17 protein-coding genes and 2 pseudogenes are annotated in these 19,656 nt (G+C 52.1%); 13 read left to right on the top strand and 6 right to left on the bottom strand.

Annotation, left to right across the window (positions count from 1 at the left end; translation table 11 throughout):
* Window positions 1-27: 27 nt before the first annotated feature.
* The 12 genes and pseudogenes from GT003_RS05255 to GT003_RS33110 all read left to right on the top strand — a co-directional run bounded on the left by GT003_RS05255 (window position 28) and on the right by GT003_RS33110 (window position 11,080).
* The gene (locus tag GT003_RS05255; protein WP_161695142.1) at window positions 28-978 is read left to right on the top strand and encodes an ABC transporter permease; all 951 of its coding nucleotides are present in this window, start codon (window positions 28-30) and stop codon (window positions 976-978) included.
* Window positions 979-1,079: 101 nt separating this feature from the next.
* Complete coding sequence (locus GT003_RS05250) at window positions 1,080-2,825, top strand: extracellular solute-binding protein (protein WP_161695140.1); 1,746 nt, start codon at window positions 1,080-1,082, stop codon at window positions 2,823-2,825.
* Between the two features lie 182 nt (window positions 2,826-3,007).
* Window positions 3,008-3,916 carry an ABC transporter permease subunit gene (locus GT003_RS05245; protein WP_161695138.1) on the top strand — a complete coding sequence of 303 codons (909 nt, stop codon included), beginning with the start codon at window positions 3,008-3,010 and terminating at the stop codon, window positions 3,914-3,916.
* Between the two features lie 22 nt (window positions 3,917-3,938).
* Window positions 3,939-4,832, top strand: coding sequence for a CehA/McbA family metallohydrolase domain-containing protein (locus GT003_RS05240; protein WP_161695136.1), 894 nt, complete (start codon window positions 3,939-3,941; stop codon window positions 4,830-4,832).
* A 119-nt stretch (window positions 4,833-4,951) separates the two neighbouring features.
* A complete protein-coding gene (locus GT003_RS05235) occupies window positions 4,952-5,962 on the top strand; it encodes a substrate-binding domain-containing protein (protein ID WP_161695134.1) in 1,011 nt (336 codons plus the stop codon).
* Between the two features lie 130 nt (window positions 5,963-6,092).
* The gene (locus GT003_RS05230; RefSeq protein ID WP_161695132.1) at window positions 6,093-7,079 is read left to right on the top strand and encodes a carbohydrate kinase family protein; all 987 of its coding nucleotides are present in this window, start codon (window positions 6,093-6,095) and stop codon (window positions 7,077-7,079) included.
* On the top strand, window positions 7,076-8,527 hold the full coding sequence (locus tag GT003_RS05225) for a leucyl aminopeptidase family protein (protein WP_161695130.1): 1,452 nt from the start codon (window positions 7,076-7,078) through the stop codon (window positions 8,525-8,527). The genes GT003_RS05230 and GT003_RS05225 overlap by 4 nt, the downstream gene beginning before the upstream one ends.
* A 57-nt stretch (window positions 8,528-8,584) precedes the next feature.
* Window positions 8,585-9,475 (top strand): metallophosphoesterase family protein, encoded by an 891-nt coding sequence (locus GT003_RS05220; protein ID WP_161695128.1) that lies wholly within the window; start codon window positions 8,585-8,587, stop codon window positions 9,473-9,475.
* Window positions 9,476-9,767: 292 nt separating this feature from the next.
* A pseudogene (locus GT003_RS05215) lies at window positions 9,768-9,902 on the top strand (cold-shock protein); the annotation flags it as partial.
* A gap of 226 nt (window positions 9,903-10,128) precedes the next feature.
* The gene (locus GT003_RS05210) at window positions 10,129-10,569 is read left to right on the top strand and encodes a hypothetical protein (RefSeq protein ID WP_161695126.1); all 441 of its coding nucleotides are present in this window, start codon (window positions 10,129-10,131) and stop codon (window positions 10,567-10,569) included.
* A gap of 71 nt (window positions 10,570-10,640) precedes the next feature.
* Window positions 10,641-10,979, top strand: coding sequence for a hypothetical protein (locus GT003_RS32405; protein WP_239566118.1), 339 nt, complete (start codon window positions 10,641-10,643; stop codon window positions 10,977-10,979).
* Entirely contained in the window at window positions 10,925-11,080 is a 156-nt protein-coding gene (locus tag GT003_RS33110; RefSeq protein ID WP_420831487.1) for a hypothetical protein, read from the top strand. The genes GT003_RS32405 and GT003_RS33110 overlap by 55 nt, the downstream gene beginning before the upstream one ends.
* A 93-nt stretch (window positions 11,081-11,173) precedes the next feature.
* Here the strand turns inward: GT003_RS33110 and GT003_RS05200 are convergent, their stop codons facing one another.
* Entirely contained in the window at window positions 11,174-11,608 is a 435-nt protein-coding gene (locus GT003_RS05200; RefSeq protein WP_161695124.1) for a hypothetical protein, read from the bottom strand.
* Between the two features lie 535 nt (window positions 11,609-12,143).
* A pseudogene (locus GT003_RS05195) lies at window positions 12,144-13,415 on the bottom strand (IS110 family RNA-guided transposase).
* Window positions 13,416-14,012: 597 nt separating this feature from the next.
* Here GT003_RS05195 and GT003_RS05190 point away from each other — a divergent pair.
* Complete coding sequence (locus tag GT003_RS05190; protein WP_161695122.1) at window positions 14,013-14,396, top strand: DUF7674 family protein; 384 nt, start codon at window positions 14,013-14,015, stop codon at window positions 14,394-14,396.
* A 538-nt stretch (window positions 14,397-14,934) separates the two neighbouring features.
* On the opposite strand, the gene GT003_RS05185 is transcribed toward GT003_RS05190, so the two are convergent.
* From GT003_RS05185 to GT003_RS05170, 4 genes are all read right to left on the bottom strand, one after another.
* Window positions 14,935-15,744 carry a DUF2935 domain-containing protein gene (locus GT003_RS05185; RefSeq protein WP_161695120.1) on the bottom strand — a complete coding sequence of 270 codons (810 nt, stop codon included), beginning with the start codon at window positions 15,742-15,744 and terminating at the stop codon, window positions 14,935-14,937.
* Window positions 15,745-16,185: 441 nt separating this feature from the next.
* Window positions 16,186-17,124, bottom strand: a complete 939-nt coding sequence (locus tag GT003_RS05180) for a metallophosphoesterase family protein (RefSeq protein WP_239566125.1) — start codon at window positions 17,122-17,124, stop codon at window positions 16,186-16,188.
* 88 nt (window positions 17,125-17,212) lie between these two features.
* Window positions 17,213-19,231 carry a hypothetical protein gene (locus GT003_RS05175; protein WP_161695116.1) on the bottom strand — a complete coding sequence of 673 codons (2,019 nt, stop codon included), beginning with the start codon at window positions 19,229-19,231 and terminating at the stop codon, window positions 17,213-17,215.
* Window positions 19,232-19,326: 95 nt separating this feature from the next.
* Window positions 19,327-19,545 (bottom strand): hypothetical protein, encoded by a 219-nt coding sequence (locus GT003_RS05170; RefSeq protein ID WP_161695114.1) that lies wholly within the window; start codon window positions 19,543-19,545, stop codon window positions 19,327-19,329.
* Window positions 19,546-19,656: the final 111 nt, after the last annotated feature.

Raw genomic sequence — 19,656 nt, 5'->3', positions numbered from 1 at the left:
CCACGAAGAGAAGGTGATTTCCGACTCATGGCGCAAACGACAACTCCGCAACCGAAAGCGAGAAAGAGCGGCACTGCCCTGCGGAAAAGGATTATTCAGCATCGTTACTTGTACTTCATGCTATTGCCTTGCCTCGTATTCTTCATCGTGTTCTCGTATATTCCCATGGGCGGCCTGCTGCTGGCGTTCAAGGAATACAAATTCAACAAAGGCATTCTCGGAAGTCCTTGGGTCGGTTTCGACTATTTCAAAACCTTCTTCAATTCGTACCAAAGCAGGGATCTGATCGAGAATACGCTCATTATCAGCAGCATGAAGCTGTTCCTCTACTTGCCGTTTCCGATCGTGCTCGCGCTCATGTTCAACGAGGTCCGCAACAAATGGTTCAAAAACATCTCGCAGAGCGTGCTCTACCTGCCGCATTTTCTGTCCTGGGTCATCGTCGTCGGCTTGGTCCAACGGGTGCTTGCCCCGGATACGGGCCTGCTCAACCAAGTCATCACGAATATGGGCGGCGACGGAAGCACCTTCTTCATGATGGATCCGAAATACTTCTACCAAATCATGTTCGGCAGTCATCTCTGGAAGTCGATCGGCTGGGACTCGATCATCTATATGGCAGCGATTTCAGGCGTGAATCCCGATATGTACGAAGCGGCCAAGATCGATGGAGCCGGCAAGTTCAGGGAGATATGGAACATCACGCTCCCGTCCATCATGCCGACAGTCGTCATCTTGTTCATCCTCTCGCTCGGCAACATTTTGTCCGCCGGCTTCGACCAACTGTACTTGCTCCGCACGCCGGGCAACATGCAGCTCTCCGATATTCTGGATACGTACATCATTCGCGTCGGCTTACAGGGCGGTCAGTACGGATACGCAACCGCCGTCGGCATGCTTCAAGGTTTGATCGGCTTGATCCTGGTCGTCGTCGCCAACCGGATTTCGCGCAAAGTTTCCGAAACTTCTTTGTGGTAACGCTACCACAATAACGCATCCCAACCCGCAACGAACGGCATCCCAATCAATGGTGGAAACGTCGACAGACGTATTCATAAAACATGTAAAGGGGAAAAAGCATGAGCAGAAAATGGACGAAGTTGTTAGCGATTCCTTTACTGGCAGCCATGATGATCACAGGTTGCTCCAGCAATAACAACACCAACACCGGAACAGACACGAACGCCGAGGGCGGCAATTCCGGTGCTACGAATGCCAATGCTACGAATGCATCCGAAGGAAAGCCGGCAACATGGATTGCGGACCGCAAGATCAAAGGGCTTGTGTTCATGGGAACCGACGACTACACGGAAGAAATGAACCCCGAGATCAAAGCGAAAATCAAAGAAATGACCGGCATCGACTTCGAGATCGAAATCATGAAAGCCGAGCATTCCATCGACGGCTTGATCGCGGGCCTTGCGGCTAACGATCTGCCGGATTTCGTAGCCTTCTACCTCAACAACAGCGGCCGGCCCGAAATGCCCGTCGTGCTGAAGGCGGCCCGCGAAAGCATGTTTACCGATTTGACGCCGTACTTCAAAGATTCCAAAGTGTACAGCAAATATTTGCAGGACGACTACCTGCCGATCGATACGAAGTTCGGCGTCATGTTCCGTCCCGAGTTCCAAGGCTCCGCTTATTTCGCGCACATGAATATCCAACGGACGGGCGGCCAGGTTACCTGGAAAGGCGTCGGCGGTCCTTACATCCGCAAAGATATCGTTGACGCGCTCGGCATCGATCCGCGCACGATCACGTCCACGGATCAGCTGTACGAGCTTGCCAAGAAGATCAAAGCCGGCAATTTCACGGACAAGAACGGCAGCCCGGTTATGCCGATCGGCCCTTCTTATTGGGGCGGCAAGGAAGTAGGCGCATTGTTCAACGATCTGGAGTGGGGCGCGGACGACCAACGGATCAAACAAACGAAGGACGGCAAAGTCCTGCATGAAGCGCAAACGGACTATGCGATGAAGAAAGTGGAATACGTGCAAAAGCTGCTCAAAGAAAAACTGATCCATCCGGAGTTCTTCACCATGGACGAAAGCCGCGCGACGGAAGGCGCCTTGAACGGCTCGTGGGCGATCATTGCCGATACGCACAGCTACCAAGAATACAACCAAGACATGCATTACGTTCCGCTCGGTCCGATCAACCAAGCAGACGGCCCTTATCAAATGCAAATTTCTTATAAATCCGGCTACTCCGCTTGGGCGATTCCGGCAACGACGAAGAAACCGGAAGAGGTCGTCAAATTCGCCGACTTCCTCGCAAGCCGCGAAGGCAAGCTGCTTTGGAAATACGGCTTGGAAGGCCGCGACTACACGCTCGACGACAAAGGCAACCCGATCGTGAAGCAAGAAGTCATCGATCTGAAAGCGAAAGATCCGAACGCCGCGAAGAAGCTCGGTTTCGGGGGCGTCGGCAACAACTGGGGCGATATTCTCGGCAGCACGGACAACGACAACATGGCCGATTTCGGTGAAGAGAACTATGGCGACAACGCAAGCTCGGGCTTGTTCCCGGCCGTGGAGAAAATCGCGACGTTCTGGGATTTCGACAAGAAAGTCAAGGAAGGCGTCGTTTCCGATGCGTACCAGCCGACCGCGTTTATCGGAGAGTTCGACCGGGGCACGGATTTGAAAGCGGCGTTCGATAACTATAACGACAGCTTGATCCAAGCCTACTATGCGAAGAGCCCCGATGCCGCGAAGAAGATTTTGGACAATGCCTTGAAACAAATGGAAGCTGCCGGCTTGGACGACTACTTGAAGCTGCTGGCGGACAAGAATGCCGATCCGAAAACGAAAGTGAAGCTGTAGACGGTTCGGCCGAACAACAGGCTTGGCAATCGCGCTTAACAACCGCGAATAAAGACCGCGAATAGCAGTCCGATGCCGGATGGTCAGGCGGTTTTATCCGCAACCCGGATAAACCGCCTTTCCGTTTGGGCGGCCGCTTACGATAACGGCGTCTATTCGAGGGCAGGAGGAGGGAGCAAGCAGTGAACGAATTTTATAAGGTGAGCACCGGTGAACGCATTATCCGCATCGTCAATTATACGCTGATCGTCTTGTTGTGCTTATCGATTATTCTTCCTTTCCTGAACATCTTCGCGCTCGCGTTCAATCCCGGCAAAGACGCGGAAAGAGGCGGCATTTATTTCTGGCCCCGCATCTGGTCGATTGAAAACTTCAATAAAGTTTTCGAAGCATCCAACATCGCCTCCGCGTTCGGCATTTCCGTCTTCCGTACCGTCGTCGGCACGATCTCGAGCGTGTTCTTGACGGCGATGGCCGCGTACGCGCTGAAGAGCAAGACGATTCCGGGCGGAAAGTTCTTCATGATGCTCATTTTCTTCACGATGCTGTTCGGCGGCGGAATTATCCCGTACTATATGCTGCTGAAGTCGATTCATCTGACGAACAACATTTGGGTATACGTAATCCCGAGTCTGTACAGCGCATGGAATTTGATCATCATCCGCACCTTCTTCACGCAGATTCATCCGAGCTTGGAAGAATCCGCCCGCATCGACGGCTACAACGACTTTGCGATCTTCATGCGCATCATCATGCCGCTCAGCCGGCCGGTCATCGCGGTTATCGGCTTGTTCAATGCCGTCGGCCACTGGAACGACTGGTTTACCGGCGCGTTCTTCGTCCGCAAGGCCAGCCTGCGCCCCTTGTCGACGCTGCTCCAAGAAATGCTGACGAGCGCGGAAGCGATGCGCGACACGCTGAATCAAGCGGCGGGGACGACCAAATACGAGCTGCTCGACAAAATCCAAATTACCGGCAATTCGCTCAAGATGGCCACGATCATCGTCGTCGTCGCGCCGATTATTATCATCTATCCGTTCGTGCAGCGGTATTTCGCCAAAGGCATTATGATCGGTTCCATGAAAGAATAACGCGGGGGAGGAAGAAGGACGGATGAGAATCTTGAACAGCTACACGGAGACCGGCAAATGGTGGAGGGGGAGCTTTCACAACCATACGACCAACAGCGACGGCTGGTTTCCGCTGGAGACCGTTTACAAGATGTACGGGGGCTACGATTTTCTGGGCATATCCGATCATGATAAAATAACGAAGCACGAAGGCAAGCGGGAAATTCCAACCGTGTTCGACGCGATCGAAGTGAGCAGCCGGCAAACGCATATGCTGCTCGTCTCGCCGCCGCTTGCGCTGCTGGACGGTTACAGCAACGAATTTACCATCGCGAATTATCAGCGGTTGACGGATATGACGATCGATAACGGCGGGTTTGCCGTTCTTGTTCATCCGAACCGCTTTTTCTCGAATTATTGGACGCTGGACGGCATGATGAAGATGGAGCGTTATATCGGCGTCGAAGTGTATAACGGCGACGGCAATCCGGAGTACGATATCGCGTTCGACAAATGGGATGCGCTGCTGTCCGCGGGGCGCAGGGTCTGGGGGTTCGGCAACGACGACTCGCATGTGTACGGGCAAGAGAAACGGGCTTGGAACATGGTGCAGGCCGAGGCGAATACGAACGAAGCGATTACCGAAGCGATCAAGAACGGAAATTTCTATGTTTCGACCGGGTATGGATTCGATGCGATTCGCACGGAAGGCGACACGATCGTCGTCGACCTCCGCTCGAATGCGCTGCTGGATAAAATGTACAAATACGTGACGTTCTTCGGCAAGGACGGCGAAGTGCTGCAAGAAACGACCGGCCGGATCAGCCAGGCGAGCTACGTCTGCCGGGGAGACGAAGGCTACGTGCGCATCGCGGCGTATCTGGAAGGCGGTTATGCGGCCTTTTCCCAGCCGTTGTTCGTGGAAGACGGGGATTAATTGCCGAACAGACAGGAATTTCCTTATTCGCGACGAAGTGTTAAGAACTTGTAATGAACGAAGCGTCGCGACGAACCGCCTTTAATCCGCTTGGAAACCTAAATAAGAGGGTGAGTAATGTGCAGCCAAAAATAAAAGACGTGGCGCGCCTGGCGGGCGTTTCGGTTACGACCGTTTCCCGCGTGTTAAACGGCGAGAAATATGTCAAGGACGATCTCAAGCACAAAGTGAATCTCGCGATCGAGGAATTGGGATACGCTCCAAGCCATATTGCCCGTAGTTTGGTGCGCAACAAAACCAACCTCATCGGCGTGATTGTTCCCGACATCACCTCCAGCTTCTATGCGACCATTCTGAGCAGCATCGAGGAAGCGGCGAGCGCGAACGATTATAATCTGCTCGTCTGCAACATCAGCGAAGACATCGATAAAGAGTTCAAGTATTTGCACGTGTTCCAAGAGATGCGCGTGGAAGGCATTATCATCATGCACGAGAAAATCAACGTAGAGATTCGCGGCTTCATCCATAAGATGAAGATCCCCGTTATTTTCTCCAGCGTCAAGCCGATGGACCAGCAATTCGTATCCGTCATCGTCGACGATTATCAAGCGGCTTACGACGCGACGGTGTATTTGATCGAGCTTGGGCATGAAGCGATCGGGTTTATCGGCGGCGACATGCGGGACATCACGTCGGGGCAGAACCGCTACAGCGGCTATCGCAACGCGCTTACGGACAGGGGCATTCGAATCGTGCACGAGCATATCCGTTTCGGGGACTACAAAGTGCAGAGCGGCTACGAGCAGATGAAAGAGCTGCTGCGGACCAATCAGCCGCCGACGGCGGTGTTCGCGGTGAGCGACGACATGGCCGTCGGCGCGATGAACTGCATCCGCGACAACAAGCTTAGCGTGCCCGAGGATATTTCGATCATGGGCTTCGACGGCAGCCAGCTCACCGAGCTGACCCGACCGACGCTGACGTCCATGGAACAGCCCATCCACGAGATGGGCAAAGTCACGATGCGCACCCTGCTGAACCAAGTCGAGTCCGGCGAAGTGCCGACCGGGGACATCATACTCGAACACCGCTTGGTCGCGCGCGAAAGCTGCAGGGCGCGGGATCTATAGGTCACAAGAAAGTCCGGTGACAGGCGACCGGCGGGCGGAATGGATTCGGAAGCCGGTTTTCTTGCGAGAACCTTGAACCCTTACCGACCGCAGGTCATGCTTTTCACTACGCCACGGAGGTGAGGCAGCCATGAAGAAATACGACGCGATTGTGATCGGGGACGCGAACATCGATTTGGTCATTGCCGGCTGCAACGAGCTGCCGGAGCCTGGGCAAGAAGTGCTCGTCCAGAATATGACGATGCATGTAGGCGGCGGAGCCGCATTGTTCAGCATCGCGTTGGCGAAGCTGGGACTTAAGCTCGCCTTTAACGGCATTCTCGGCGAGGATGGGTTCGGACAGCAGGTTCGCGACCGTTTTGCCCAATATGGAATCGATACCAGCTTCATTCGCGGCAGCAGCACCAACACAGGCATCTCCATCGCCATCAATCCGGAGCAGGATCGTTCCTTCATTACTTACCTTGGGTCGAATGCGGAGCTGAGCATGAAGCTGCTGGATATGGAAAGCGTGGCTTCGGCGCGTCACGTGCATTTGACCGGCTATCGGGGCAGACAGAACCATGGGGAATTCATGGAGACGGTTCGGGCCGTGAAGGCCCGAGGCGCGACGACCTCGCTCGATGTCGGCTGGGACGATACCGGGGAATGGTTCACGGGAATCTACGAATTGATGGGCGAAGTGGACGTCTTCTTCATGAACGAGGCGGAGGCCGAGCATTATACGGCTTGTTCGGACGTGAAGGCGATCATTGCCAAATTGTCGGCGCACAGCAACCATTTCATTGTCAAGCTCGGCTCGGCCGGCGCGGTCGCGACCGTGAACGGACAGTCGAAATTCCGTTCCGGCTTCAACGTGCCCGTCGTCGACACGACGGGCGCGGGCGATTCCTTCAATGCGGGCTACATCTATGGCCTTCTGACCGGAAAAGAGACGGAGACGTGTTTGTTGTACGGCAATGCATGCGGGGCGTTGTCGGTGACGGAGTCCGGCGGCAGCACGGGAACGCCGGATCGCATGGCGCTCGAGCGGTTCATCGCCGGGCGGGAAGGCAGCACGACGGACAACTGGGAGAACGCGTCTTGTATCTTATCCGGCGGAGGTCAAAACCGATGAAATTCGAAATCCATGCCGAAACGGCCGCGCGAACGTTGATCGTGCCGGTCTTCACGGAAAGCTTGGCGAACATGCCTTCCGAATTGGAAGCGATTAGAACGGCGAAGCTGCTGCCTTACATGGGCGCGCGGCACGCGGTCACCTGGTTCTACGGGGCAAACGGATCGCCCGATTTTCTGTTGATGGGCCTCGGCGACACGGCTGCTTTTACGGTCGCCGTTATGCGCGATGCGGCCGGCAATGCGGGTCGCGCGCTGTATAAGGACGAGCGTTCGGAGGCCGCCGTCTCCTTCGCGGCCCTGTCGGGCGCCGGACCGTTGGAGGAAAGCCAGCCGGCCTTTATGGAGGCTTGGGTAGAAGGCTCGCTGCTCGGCACGTACGTCTTCGATGCCTACAAGTCGACGCGAACGGAACGCCCGGAAATCCTGGTGCGCTTCCCGGTCGAACAGACGGCGGAGCACGCGGAAGCGATCCGGCTGGGACGGCTCAGAGCCGAGAGCACGATGTGGGCGCGCGACCTGACGAACGAGCCGCCGAACTATTTGCGTCCCCGCGATCTGGCGGAACAAACGGCGCGGCGGTTCGCCAATACAGGCGTGCAGATGGCCGTCCATGAAGGCGAAGAGCTGGAGCGCCGCGGGTTTGCCGGTTTAGCCGCCGTAGGCAAGGGAAGTCTTCATCCGCCCGTGTTTCTCGAGCTGCAGTACTGCTCCGACGAGACGAAGCCGCTTGTAGCCTTGATCGGCAAAGGCATTACGTTCGATACCGGCGGCATCAGCCTGAAGCGCGACCATGACATCAGCGATATGCGGATGGACATGGCCGGGGCCGCGGGCGTGCTCGGCGCGCTCGACTTGATCGTGCGGGCCGGCGCGGCCGTCAATGTCGTCGTGCTCGTGCCTGCGGCCGAGAACAGCCCGTCCGATCGCTCGATGCTGCCCGGCGAAGTGATCCGCTACGCGAACGGGCTGACGGTTCAAGTCGGGAACACCGACTCGGAAGGCCGGCTTATTCTGGCGGACGCGCTGCTCTACGCGCACCGGCTCGGGGCGGAGCAAGTCGTCGATATGGCGACTCTCACTTACTCCGTCGTCGGCGCGCTCGGCAAGCAAATCGCCGGCATCTTGGGCGCGGACGGGCTCGTGCAGGCTTTGCGGCAGGCAGGCGAGCCGTTCGGCGAGCGAGTCTGGCAGCTGCCGCTTCATGACGAGTACGAAGCCTACTTGTCCAGCGATTATGCGGATGCGTCCAATATTAGCAGCGGCGACGGCGGCGGAGCCATCATGGCGGCGTTGTTTTTGCGGAAATTCGTCCATCCTTCGTTGTCGTGGGCGCATATCGACATGAACGGGCCGAAGGATAACGCTGCGCCCAAGGGCCAGCTTGCCGCGGGAGCGACAGGCTGGGGGACCCGCCTATTGGCGGCGTATTTGATGAACGGCTCATAACGGCAAAGTCGGTCTGAGCCGCGACAGATGAATCGATTCGACGAAAGAGGCGATCACATGGAACGAAACAAGCTGCGTTTCCGGTCGGACGGAACGTTTACGATCGTGCAATTTACCGATATGCATATTAAAGACGGCATCGACGCCGAGAAGGACGTTCGGACGCTTGCGCTCATGGAGCGCATTATCGCGGAGCAGCGGCCGGATTTGATCGTCCTGACGGGCGACGTCATTTCGAGCTTCGACGTCGAGGACCAAGAAGGGACGTTCCGCCGCGCCGTCGGCGGCGTCGCGCGATCCGGCATTCCGTTCGCCGTCATTTACGGCAATCACGATTCGGAGAAAGGGATTACGCGCGAACGGTTGAACGGAATTTTGACGGAATACGGCAGCAACTTGTCCGTGGACGGGCCCGAAGACATCCATGGCATCGGGAATTACGTGCTTCCCGTAGCGGGTTCCGCGGACGATGCGGATGCGGCGGCGCTTTATTTGTTCGATTCAAATGACTACGCGCCGGAATCCGTCGGCGGCTACGGCTGGATTCATCCCGATCAGGTCCAATGGTACTGCCGCGAATCGCAAGCGCTGAAGGACAAGAACGGCGGCACGCTGCCTGCGCTCGCGTTCTTCCATATTCCGATCCCGGAATACGCGCAGGCATGGCAGGAAGGCCGGGCGGAAGGCATCAAGGGCGAGGACGTCTGCTGTCCCAAATTGAACAGCGGCTTGTTCACGGCCATGCTGGAAATGGGCGACGTGATGGGAACCTTTGCCGGGCATGATCACGATAACGATTACGTCGCCGAATGGCATGGCATCCGGCTGTGCTACGGGCGCGTGACCGGCTGCAACACCTACGGCAGGCTTGCGCGCGGGGCGAGAATCATCACCCTGCAAGAAGGGAAGCGCGAATTCGATACGCGGGTCCGCTGCATCGAGGACTGATTAACTATTGTTCTGGCCACCGTTCTTGGAACGGTGGTTTTTTTGCTGTTGACGACTCGGCGGAGCGGAGATGGAGGCGCAGCCGTCAGGTTACCGGGAACTAGAAAAAAACCAAAGGAGAGTCTGCAGACCCATGGCTGCCCGAGGACTTGCCCGTTCGCGCTGATTCATAGGCGGGTAAGAGCCGGGCCATCGTAACAATCCGGTATGAAAATACCTGCGGATTGGGGTATCGATCGGAGTATCGTGTTATATCGTCCGTTATGAAAACGCTTCATGTCATTCAGCATTCGGCGACGACGTGTTCGTTCATTTTTCAGCCATTCAAGGCGAAGGATACAAATCTTTGGACGAAGGTCAACGTGTTGAGTTCAATGTTGTTAAGGGCCAACGAGGACCTCAAGCTGAGAATGTTGTAAAACTGTAGTACATAAATAAGCCTGGTCTTGACGAATTGTCAGGAACAGGCTTTTATTATTAATTGATCATAAAGTTAGTGAACCTCGCGAAGACGATAGGTGCGGCTGCCGTTGTCCATAGAGGGAGGTTAGTTGAATAATGAAAACGTGAAAGAGGTTGTAGGGATTTCCGAATTCTTCCAGAATATTATACGTATAATGTATATGAGTTAATTTTGGAAAAAGAGGAATACAATGAAGTCAATCGCAATTGTTCTTACATTACTTATCCTCTTAACAGGCTGCTCTAAAGAAAAAGATTATTATGGCGGAATAACGCAAGATAAAGTTCCTGATTTAAATGACTCTAAACTCGAAAATGTCCATGAATTCAAGGGTCACAATGACAATTGGGGAGCAATAATGTATGTTGCTAAATACAAAGGATCGGAAAAAATGTTTACAAGGACCATTGGAATTTACAACGGAAAAGATCCAAAACCAAAAGGTGATTTTAAAATTCTGGTCGATAATATTGCTGGGAGCAGTACGACAACTTTTAAGCAGCCACCTGATGAAGGTATTTATATGTTTCTAACTGGTTCCCCTTCTACTCCCCCAACCTCTGATACAATAGTTACCCTTGTTTTGCAGACAAAAGAAAAATCGGAAAAAATAGAGTTGAAAATGGACTAAACTAACTGGGAACGATAGGTCAACTACGCACGATGGTAGCTGGACATTGTAAAGTAGGCGGTGATAGTTCAATGGTTAATGTTAGGAAGGCAAATGAAGGTGATTTATCAAGAGCGGCTGAATTGTCTGGATTGTGGGTAACTGAAGGGATCACTTACGGTTTGGGAGCAAATACCGAAGAGATTCTAAGGAACTATATCGGGGATTATTTCTGGGTCGCAGAGATAAAGTCTGTAGTAGTAGGATATATAACAGGAACAGTCCATGAAAGCGACGGTTTGGCTGTCATTGAAAAGGTGAGTGTTACCTTGAGGTCGATGAGGTTTACGTTCATCCAGATTATCGGAGCCACAATATCGGGCATGCGATGGTTGATAAGCTGCTCCAATCCGCTGAAAGCAATGGGATAACTCGTTCAACAGTGTATTCCGCAAGTAAGCAATGGCAGAAAATCGTTGGTTTCTACGAAAAGTACAGTTTTAAGATGTGGTTTGTTCAGATGTACCGATAAACGACATGTGATTCGCTAACTGGGAACGATAATTGAATAAAACAAAAAGGATCCGACCGCGGTGGATCCTTTTATACTTCTCTCATTCATCACTTAATCTGAGAACGCAATTGCATTGAAACTTTCCATTCCCACTCGAGTGGCTTCTATCGTACAGAATAGAAACAAGGTATAGATGAGTTCATTTGATGGAGGGTAAGGAACATTGTAATCGGAAGCATTGATTGTGATAACCTGAATAGGGGAGACAGTGTTTCCAGTGCCATAAAGAGCACGAGCGACTGGTATGCCAGTCAGATCTGTTCCACGTACAATAATAATGATAATTACCGTATCTGGTGTTAAGGGATCTGGAAGCCTAAGTTCAGCGATTCCTGTGAATTGCACACGAATGGTTCCGCTCGCACCAATAGTATTCAAACCGACAACCCCAATAGGCGTCGGTGTATTTGCTTGCAATATAGTCGTTGAATCAAGGTCAGTGTAACTTTTATTTTGAGATGTTCTAGCATCTAATAAACGTGCCATCGTATACCCCCCTTTGACATTACATACCTTATTTTATGAGTACAAGCAGGGAACGGTATGTGCATTTGACGATTTCGTCGTAAATGGTATGGTAATAATATTCGAAAATCACGGGTAATAAGGCAATATATCTTAGTTGATTTGAATAAACTCCCTCGGTACGATTTAGTTTTCTCACGAATGCTCGCTTATTCGCAGGATTTCACCCTTGCAAGAAATACAGAAAGATAGTAAGAGGGACACCGCAGAAGACCAGGACAACATGAAGGCGTGAGGAAACAGAGGGGGGAGGTTATCACCCCATATCCTTCCATTTACTGCACTTAATCTCCACGCCGCCCCTGGAGGTTTTCACTCCCATGTCTCAACGGGTCTATGCCCTCTCATTCCTTCGTTACGCCTGTCCAAGGGGTGGAGTCCGGTATTGCTAACGGTACGGGTCGGTGCCCTTTGGTTTAATGTATCCGGTACTCCGTGCTTTCTTTGAAATCCCGCGAATAAGCCAAAACTCGTACGACGAAACGGGTAGAATCTCTTAAGCGGCTTGCTCATTAGGCATCATTTTATGAGGATTGTAGGCTTCCCGGCTTCGAGCCATACCAACGAGTATACGAGCTAATTTACCACACAGCTTCATCAGCGACCTCATCTTCTTCATCTTTTTGACCTGAACATTGTACGCATGCATGGCTTTGAATTCCGGATTGTTCGCCACTAAACTCATGGCCATCATGAAGATAAACCGTCGGAGGCGAGAGCGTCCACGTTTGCTAATTTTCATCTGTCAGGTCCATTTTCCTGAGCTTGCTTCTGCAAGGTTTAGACCGGCGGGACGCAGCAGGGCATTGCCGTGAACAAAGCCACTTAGATCTCCTGCTTCACCAAGAATACCAGCCAGTGAAATGGCGCTAATCCCTTTGACAGCAAGCATGGATTTCGCAAAAGGGATCCGATCTAATACGGTAATGATCTCCGCCTCAACCGTCTTTAATTGCTGGCATGCAAGGTCGTATTCATCTAGGAGTTGCTTTAAGTGAAGCTTGTAAGCATGTGTGGCTTGTTTAGAGCCAACAGATCGACTAGCGAACGAGATAGGAGCTCGAGCCCTACGCTCACCAGAATGCCGTTTCATAAAGGTTTTCCAGCCAGCTATGACGTCTTGGGGCTGCAGCTTACTCAAATCCTCGGGCGTGGGAAAGAGGCGTAAAGTAGCTAACGAGCCCGTGCACATCAAGCTTCTTGAAGACTTGTCGCAGCTCTGGGAAAACAACGTTGACCCACCGATGGATTTGGTTCTTGGCACTTACGAGTCTCGTCACGACAGAGTCGCGGTTGGAGAGATAGATACGTAATTCGTCGAAGGCTTCGGGCGTGTTTCGGATGAACGAGTAGTAGCCGTTTTTGACCATGTCCGCAATGACGAGCGCGTCCTTTTTGTCGCTCTTGGATGGCGTGTTGTCACGGTTTTCCTTATTCTTTTTCACCAGATGAGGGTTAACGAGAACAACTTCAAATTGATGATCTGCGAGCCAGTTAGAGAGATTATGCCAGTAATGACCGGTTGGTTCCATGCCCACAATGGCTGCAGATAAGCTATGGGCGGCTTGTAGCGAATGGATCCACCGAAAAAGGTTTTGAAAGCCATCTTCGTCATTCGAGAAGGATAGCGGATTTCCAAGTGCGATCCCACGGAAGTTGACCGCTCGTGCGACGTGAATGTGTTGAGCGATGTCGATGCCGACGACTAGATGGTGAGCGGTAATTTTTTCAATGAGTTGATTTGTTTATCCTGCGCTTTAAACTTCATAGTAGAGCGTCCTCCTAGATGATGGGATTTTAAGGGCTATGACCCGTTGCGTACTCCCATCGTACCGAGGCGCTTTTCTTTTTTCAAAGACGAAATTAATCCATCTACAGGAATGCTAACGGGCAGGATAGTTGAACGATCATGTGGAATTTAAACGATGAATTCATGAAAATCGAAATCATTGAAGAAGTTAGAGCAATGGCTCTTCCTTATTCGTCTGGAGGAGTCAAGTGGGTAACCTTGGTCATTGGGTATGGCTGGTAGTTAGCATTATTTGCGGTATCCCTGGGGTAGTAGGGACAATACTTTGCCTACTATGGTTAGCGGTAGGGACATTGTTTTTTGATGACCCCACGATAACTTATAGCGAATTTCTTTTATCTGTTGGAAAGTACATTGCGATTCCAATATTTCTGCTTTTAGTATCAGGGTGTTCAATATATAAGTACAGACAAGCAAGGAAGAAATAGCTGAAATACGCCTGTGAAAAATTGGATTGTAGGTGGAGCTAGCGGGAAACGAGAATACAACGACAGCTGGTTGCTGTGAGCTTGGTCCGCTTGACGACAGGTTTGTTCAGATAAGGAGATTGTGAGCGTGGCAAATGGAATGGTATACACCACTGTTATAGACGAACTCTTAATTGCAATACCTGAACTAAAGCCACTCTACGCTGAAAATATGTATTTGTGGCTCGATGACTACCTGCCATATGTGGTCTTTGGTCTCGTTGTCGTTCCAACCATGGAAGAACTTCTTCAAAATGATTGGCAAAGCCCCGTGTTAAAACGGATTTTCGATTTTATAGAGATAATGATGCAAAGTAAGCACGATGATGTTCAAACACTCGCCGCGATAGAAATTGCAGAGTGGTTAGCTTATGAAGAGAAACCTGTCATTCGGACAAATGCGATAAAGTTAATGGGACGGGAAACCCTTAAAGAAATGAACGGAATGATGAATTGGAGACCAAATCTTTGAACTAACTGGGAACGTTAGTTCAGAACAATAAAAGGGCAGTTGTTCAGATAATAGTATTACCTTGCTAAGGATGTCCAACATTACAGGTATGGGGCCGTTGCTGGTGCACATGCAACATAACTTGTAGTTAAAACACCAACTTGGGACACTAACCGAGGTGGTGTTTTTATTACAATAAAATAAAGGAGAAGATATGAATGAAGCTTATTGCTGCATTAATGATTTCATTATTCATAATATCAATACTTGTTGTTTTAGTTCAGAGATATAAAAGTGGAATGTGGCACGAATCTAAGTCTAAAAATTCAGCTCTAATTGTTATCGCGATAGGTTCCCTTTTTATCTATTATGGACAAATTAGTAGAAGTCTACCTTAACTGCTGCTATTTGGATATGCGAAGTGTACGCAGGAATGACATATGTATAAAATACGGGTTTTGTGTAATAGTTATCACTTTTAAATAATAACAAAGCAGCCAACTCCCAAGTCAGCTGCTTCTCTAGAAATATTTGAAATTGATCCAGATCCAGATTTCCTTTATTGATGCGCGGTTTTGCCCGTCAAACTGTTCTCGAACATATCGATGATGAACAGAAAATGTTCGGCCTCTCGAAATACGTGATCAGCTAATAACGGATGAATGATGCTCTTTATTCGGCAAGCTTCTATTAAATCCCTTGCAGTTTTTTTGAAATCACGCAGCGATTTGACCGAAACCCGGTTCTGATCCAGAAATTGATCCAGAAGCGGCACCGTTTGCGATTGAGGCCGCATGGATTCCAGATCTCTGGCTTGAAATAGTAATTGATCGAAATCCGCGCTAAACTGGTTCGCCTGATCAATCAGCTTTCTTTCCGATGGATCCAACAAATGGCTTATAAATTTGGCATGATCAGCCATGATTCTCAGGAAAAATACGTTCTCGTCAATAATCGCGTCTGGAAGCGGTTCCAGCCTCCCTGTATTTAATTCCATTAATCGATTTCTGAAATAATTGGCCTCTCTGCTCACATGGTCAACCAGCAAGGGGAAATTGTTAGCTCCAGGCAGTTGACACGTCAGGATAAGGCCTAGCACTTTTCGCTTAAAGAGCCAAATATGCGATACCGCAACGTGGACTTCGTCATTAAACCGTCTGATCACGTTCGGATCTTCGTTCAGCGTAAAACGATTTGCACGGGACTCGATATTTTCGAAGGTCGCATAAAAATGATTAGCCTCGTTAATTAGAACGGTATCTTCGCAACGAAATCCCAGCCTCAGAAACAGCGAATGTTCTTTCATTATCCGCGACCAAAATCTTACTTCCTCCAGCGAGCGTGCTACGAATGCGTCCAACAATTCCATTCCGCCTCCCTCTGCTTACGTTACTTCTCACTCCTAAACCATATGTCGCACCGCGAAATATATTCAGCACCGCTTTAGCTTAAGCGTATTCGAGTTCTTCTCTTACGAATTGTAAATTAACGTAAATATTATTATGTAAACCAATTTAATATCAGAATGTATCCAATCAACCGTCTTAATTCATGCCTTGGGTGCCAGCACTGATACGAACTAAAAGGAACCGCCTACAATCGGCGGTCCCTTCGATTTTAAGAGGTCAGTTTATGACCACTGATGAATTAAAAAAACTGTCCCTGGCATCAGTTGGCAGTCGCACGCCGGACAGCGTGAACGTTTTCGTTCGACTTGACGGGTGCGCGTCCATTCCGCGATGGCCGGCGCATTAGCATCTGCCTTTTGCAAACGCGCTTACGATCGAACCTTTTTACGCATGCTGCATTTTCAATCCGCAATCAACCGAATCAATCGGCTCGTGCTCGTATATCCCGATGCAGTCACGTACTGATATCTGCCTTCGCGAAACGCATCCGTATGATTGAGATGGACATGCCCGCAGAAAATGCCGCGAATATTGCCGCTGTCGGGACTCGCCAGCCACCTGCAGAACTCGCCGGTGCTCTCGTCCTGGTGGCGTACCTGCCACGCTTCGCGTACTTCGGGATCCCAGCCGGAAGCCCCCATCAGAATCGGCGCTTTCCATTTGTCGACGACGTCCTTCACGAGCCCGGAGAGATACATCGGAATGTGCATGAACAGCAAATACGGTTCGTCGAGCGCTGCCGCTTCCCGGATCGTCTCGAATTGTTCCCGCGTCACTTGATAATTGCTGTTATCGAGGGCGATCAGCTTTACGCCGCCAACCGTACGGACGTCGCAGCCCGGCGTCGTGGAGATCCAATCCCGAAACTGCGGATAAGCTTCGGCGCGCACTTCATCCGTAAATCTGCCATCGAAATACCAATCATGATTGCCCAATGTATAGAGAAATGGCGAGTTCAGGCGGTCGTATGCGGCCCGTATCGTTTCCAAATTCGCCTGTGATGGAAAATCGATGATATCGCCGGTGAATACGGTAAAATCCACCTGCTGCTCATTGCTATCGTCGATGAAACGTTGGAATATGCCCAGCGTCGTATCGCCGCCGTCCAATTGATCGGCAAACACTTTGGCGCGATTCCTCGCGGCTTCGCGGATGGCTGCCGTTTCCCGTTCATCGCATTCCGTCAGATGGCAGTCGGTCACATGCATAAGCGTCAGGTCGTTGATTAAACCGGGAATTCGAATCGTAGTCTCTTGTTGTCTCGCGGTACCTTGTTTCGCGGTACCTTGTCCCGTGTCTTGTCTCGCAGCCATTGTATCCTGTTTCGGGGTCATCGTCATCACTCCTTCCCCCTCCTTACCCCGTACGGGTCGGTTCCCTAACAGGAAATGAAGAGGTATTTTCCCCATCCGCGAACCGGCTCCTTGGTCAGGGCTGATGCCCGAGCAAAGCGAGCAAATTGACCGCGATGACGTCAGGCATGATCGCCATGCCGCCATACAAGCCGGTCACGGCGTTATGCGTATCGGCAAAACAATCATCTAACAGACCTTGCTCATAATAACCTTTGGTATGCTGCAGATTATGCGGCATCCACGTTTCGTCGCGGTGGTCGAGCATCCAACGAAGCGCCGCGTTCGTAATGCCTTCGTGATAGACATTCCAGTCGATGGCAGGATCGATCCCAGCCCAATCGATGCCGAGCCGGAATGATTCCGCGAACGTCTCCAGCACTTCCCACTGCACGTGGTCCCGGACCCAATTGGCAAAATACCAGTCGCTGGAGCAGAAGCACGGCTTGGTATTGTACAGCATCGGCTTATCGTTCGGTTCCCATAAATGCGTGAAAGGAAGCAGCGCGCGCAGCCAATAGATCGCCTTGTCTCTATAAATCTGTTCGCCAGCAGCCTGGTAAGCAAGCTCGTACGCGATGGCGGCATGTCCGGCGGCGAATAGATTGGGGCTGTGCAGCGGCGTCTCCCAGAAATCCCCGCCCTCCGGCCGCGTCAGCGGCAAGCAGTAATCGACGGCGCGCAATGCGCCTTGCTTCAACCGCTCGTCGCCCGTCGCCTGCCAGCCGAGGAACAGCTCGATAGCCGGCAGGACGCATAGATCGAGCGCCGTATCGCCCGCAAGGCCCATCGGTTCGAGGAAAGCCCGCGCGACGACAAAATCATCCTTCATATAATGACGGCCATCCGGGTCGAACGGGAACGATCCGTCATCGCGTTGATGCGCGAGCAGCGCCAAGCCGCGCTCGAGCGGATCGGCTGCAGAGGCAGACACGGCGCTTTCGGCGAGCGTTTGGCACTTCTCAACGGCCTGCCGGAGCGCAGCGGCCGACTCGCTGCCCGAATAACGTTCAAGGTAGGCTTCCGCAAACCGCGGCTGCTTCAACGAGTAGCCCTTGTCATGCTGCGGCGTGCCGAAGCCTTGTCCATCCGTCCAATAACGATTGCCGTAAGCATCGGCGATGCGATGCAAGGCTTCCTCGTAGGGCCAGCGCGGGGCCGAAGGGGCAGGCAATCCGCCATTGCGCCGAATCCAGAACGTCACCGCATCTAGCGAGCTGCCTGGCACGACGAACAGTTCGGCGCTCCAAGCGACCGTTTGCTGCGGATGAAGCTCGAGCGGTTCGGCGGCGTAGATTTGGTTCTCCGTATGCTCCCCGGCAGCGTCCGGCACCATCAGCCCGAGCAAATGATTGTTCCGGCGATCGATAAAATTCGGCGAGGCAAAGACCGGCTGCTGCAGGTGCGTCCGATAGTTGAACCATCTTGTCGACTTCAGCCCGGCGTTCCACGACAATCCGACGGCCAAACCGTCGCAGCTGACCGCCATCAGCGGCATCGCGGCTTTGTTCGGGTGCGGCGCGGCCCGAAGCGCCCACGGATCCTTGAACCAATCGGTGCCGCTCGACCACTCCTCGCCCTCCAGCCACTCGATGCCCGGGAAGATCGCATCCGTCTTCCGCGCGCCGAACGAATCGGCTCCTACCTTCACCCAAGGCCCCCTGACATAGCGGGCGAACAGGTTGTAACGGGACGTAAGCTTGAAATCCAGCTGGAGCACCGGATCATCCTTCAGCAGCGTCAGCTTCACTTCGCCTTCCATGAGCGCGGCGTCGAACGGGTACTGGATCCAGGAGTCGAACGAAGTCCCGCGCAGCATCTGCTGCACATTAAGCGCTTTCACCTGAAAAACCAAGCTTTCCCCGCTGTCCGATACGTCCCGCTCCCAAGTTGAAGATTCCATGCGAATCGGAATCTCCTGGTCGCGAAGCAGCAGCTCGCCAAAATGCTCCAGCACGCCCATGAACCGGCCATCGGCCGTGAAAATCTCCGCCCAGCCCCATCCCGTCAATCGCTTATGCACGTCCACCCGAACATGATCATTGGCGATCGATACGCTCTCTCCGCCATAACTGCCCTGCTTGTACTGCGGCATCATCGTCACTCCTCAAGAACCATAGTGTCCTACGTTTTACTAGGTTAATGAATTCGCGAAATCGCCTCGAACTCCTGTCCAAATTCATGTCCACTTCAGCCTAGCGTGATTTTATGCCGCGTTGTCCGCAGGCGGTCTGCAAGCTGATCGATAACGGCTTCCAGACACTCAAACGTAGACGAACAGACCGCCTTCCTCCTAGGGATCCAAGAAGAATCGGCGGTCTGTTCGCATGCGTGCGAATAATCGTTAGCATCCATCAGCCGGCGCAGCGCTTGTTCGTCTTGTTGTGCCAAACGTTCGATGACATCCAACCCCAGGTCCCACCTCTCCACCTAATGATGATGCACCTCGTTTCCAAATAGTTGCAAGGAAATCCAAAAAAGTTTCCAGCTAGTACAGTCTGCTGCATGGGACTTTTGTGC

Source organism: Paenibacillus sacheonensis, assembly GCF_009909195.1.
Taxonomy (GTDB): Bacteria; Bacillota; Bacilli; order Paenibacillales; family Paenibacillaceae; genus Paenibacillus_Z; species Paenibacillus_Z sacheonensis.
Note: the sequence above shows the minus strand (reverse complement) of the source record. Positions and strands in the feature narration are given on the sequence as shown.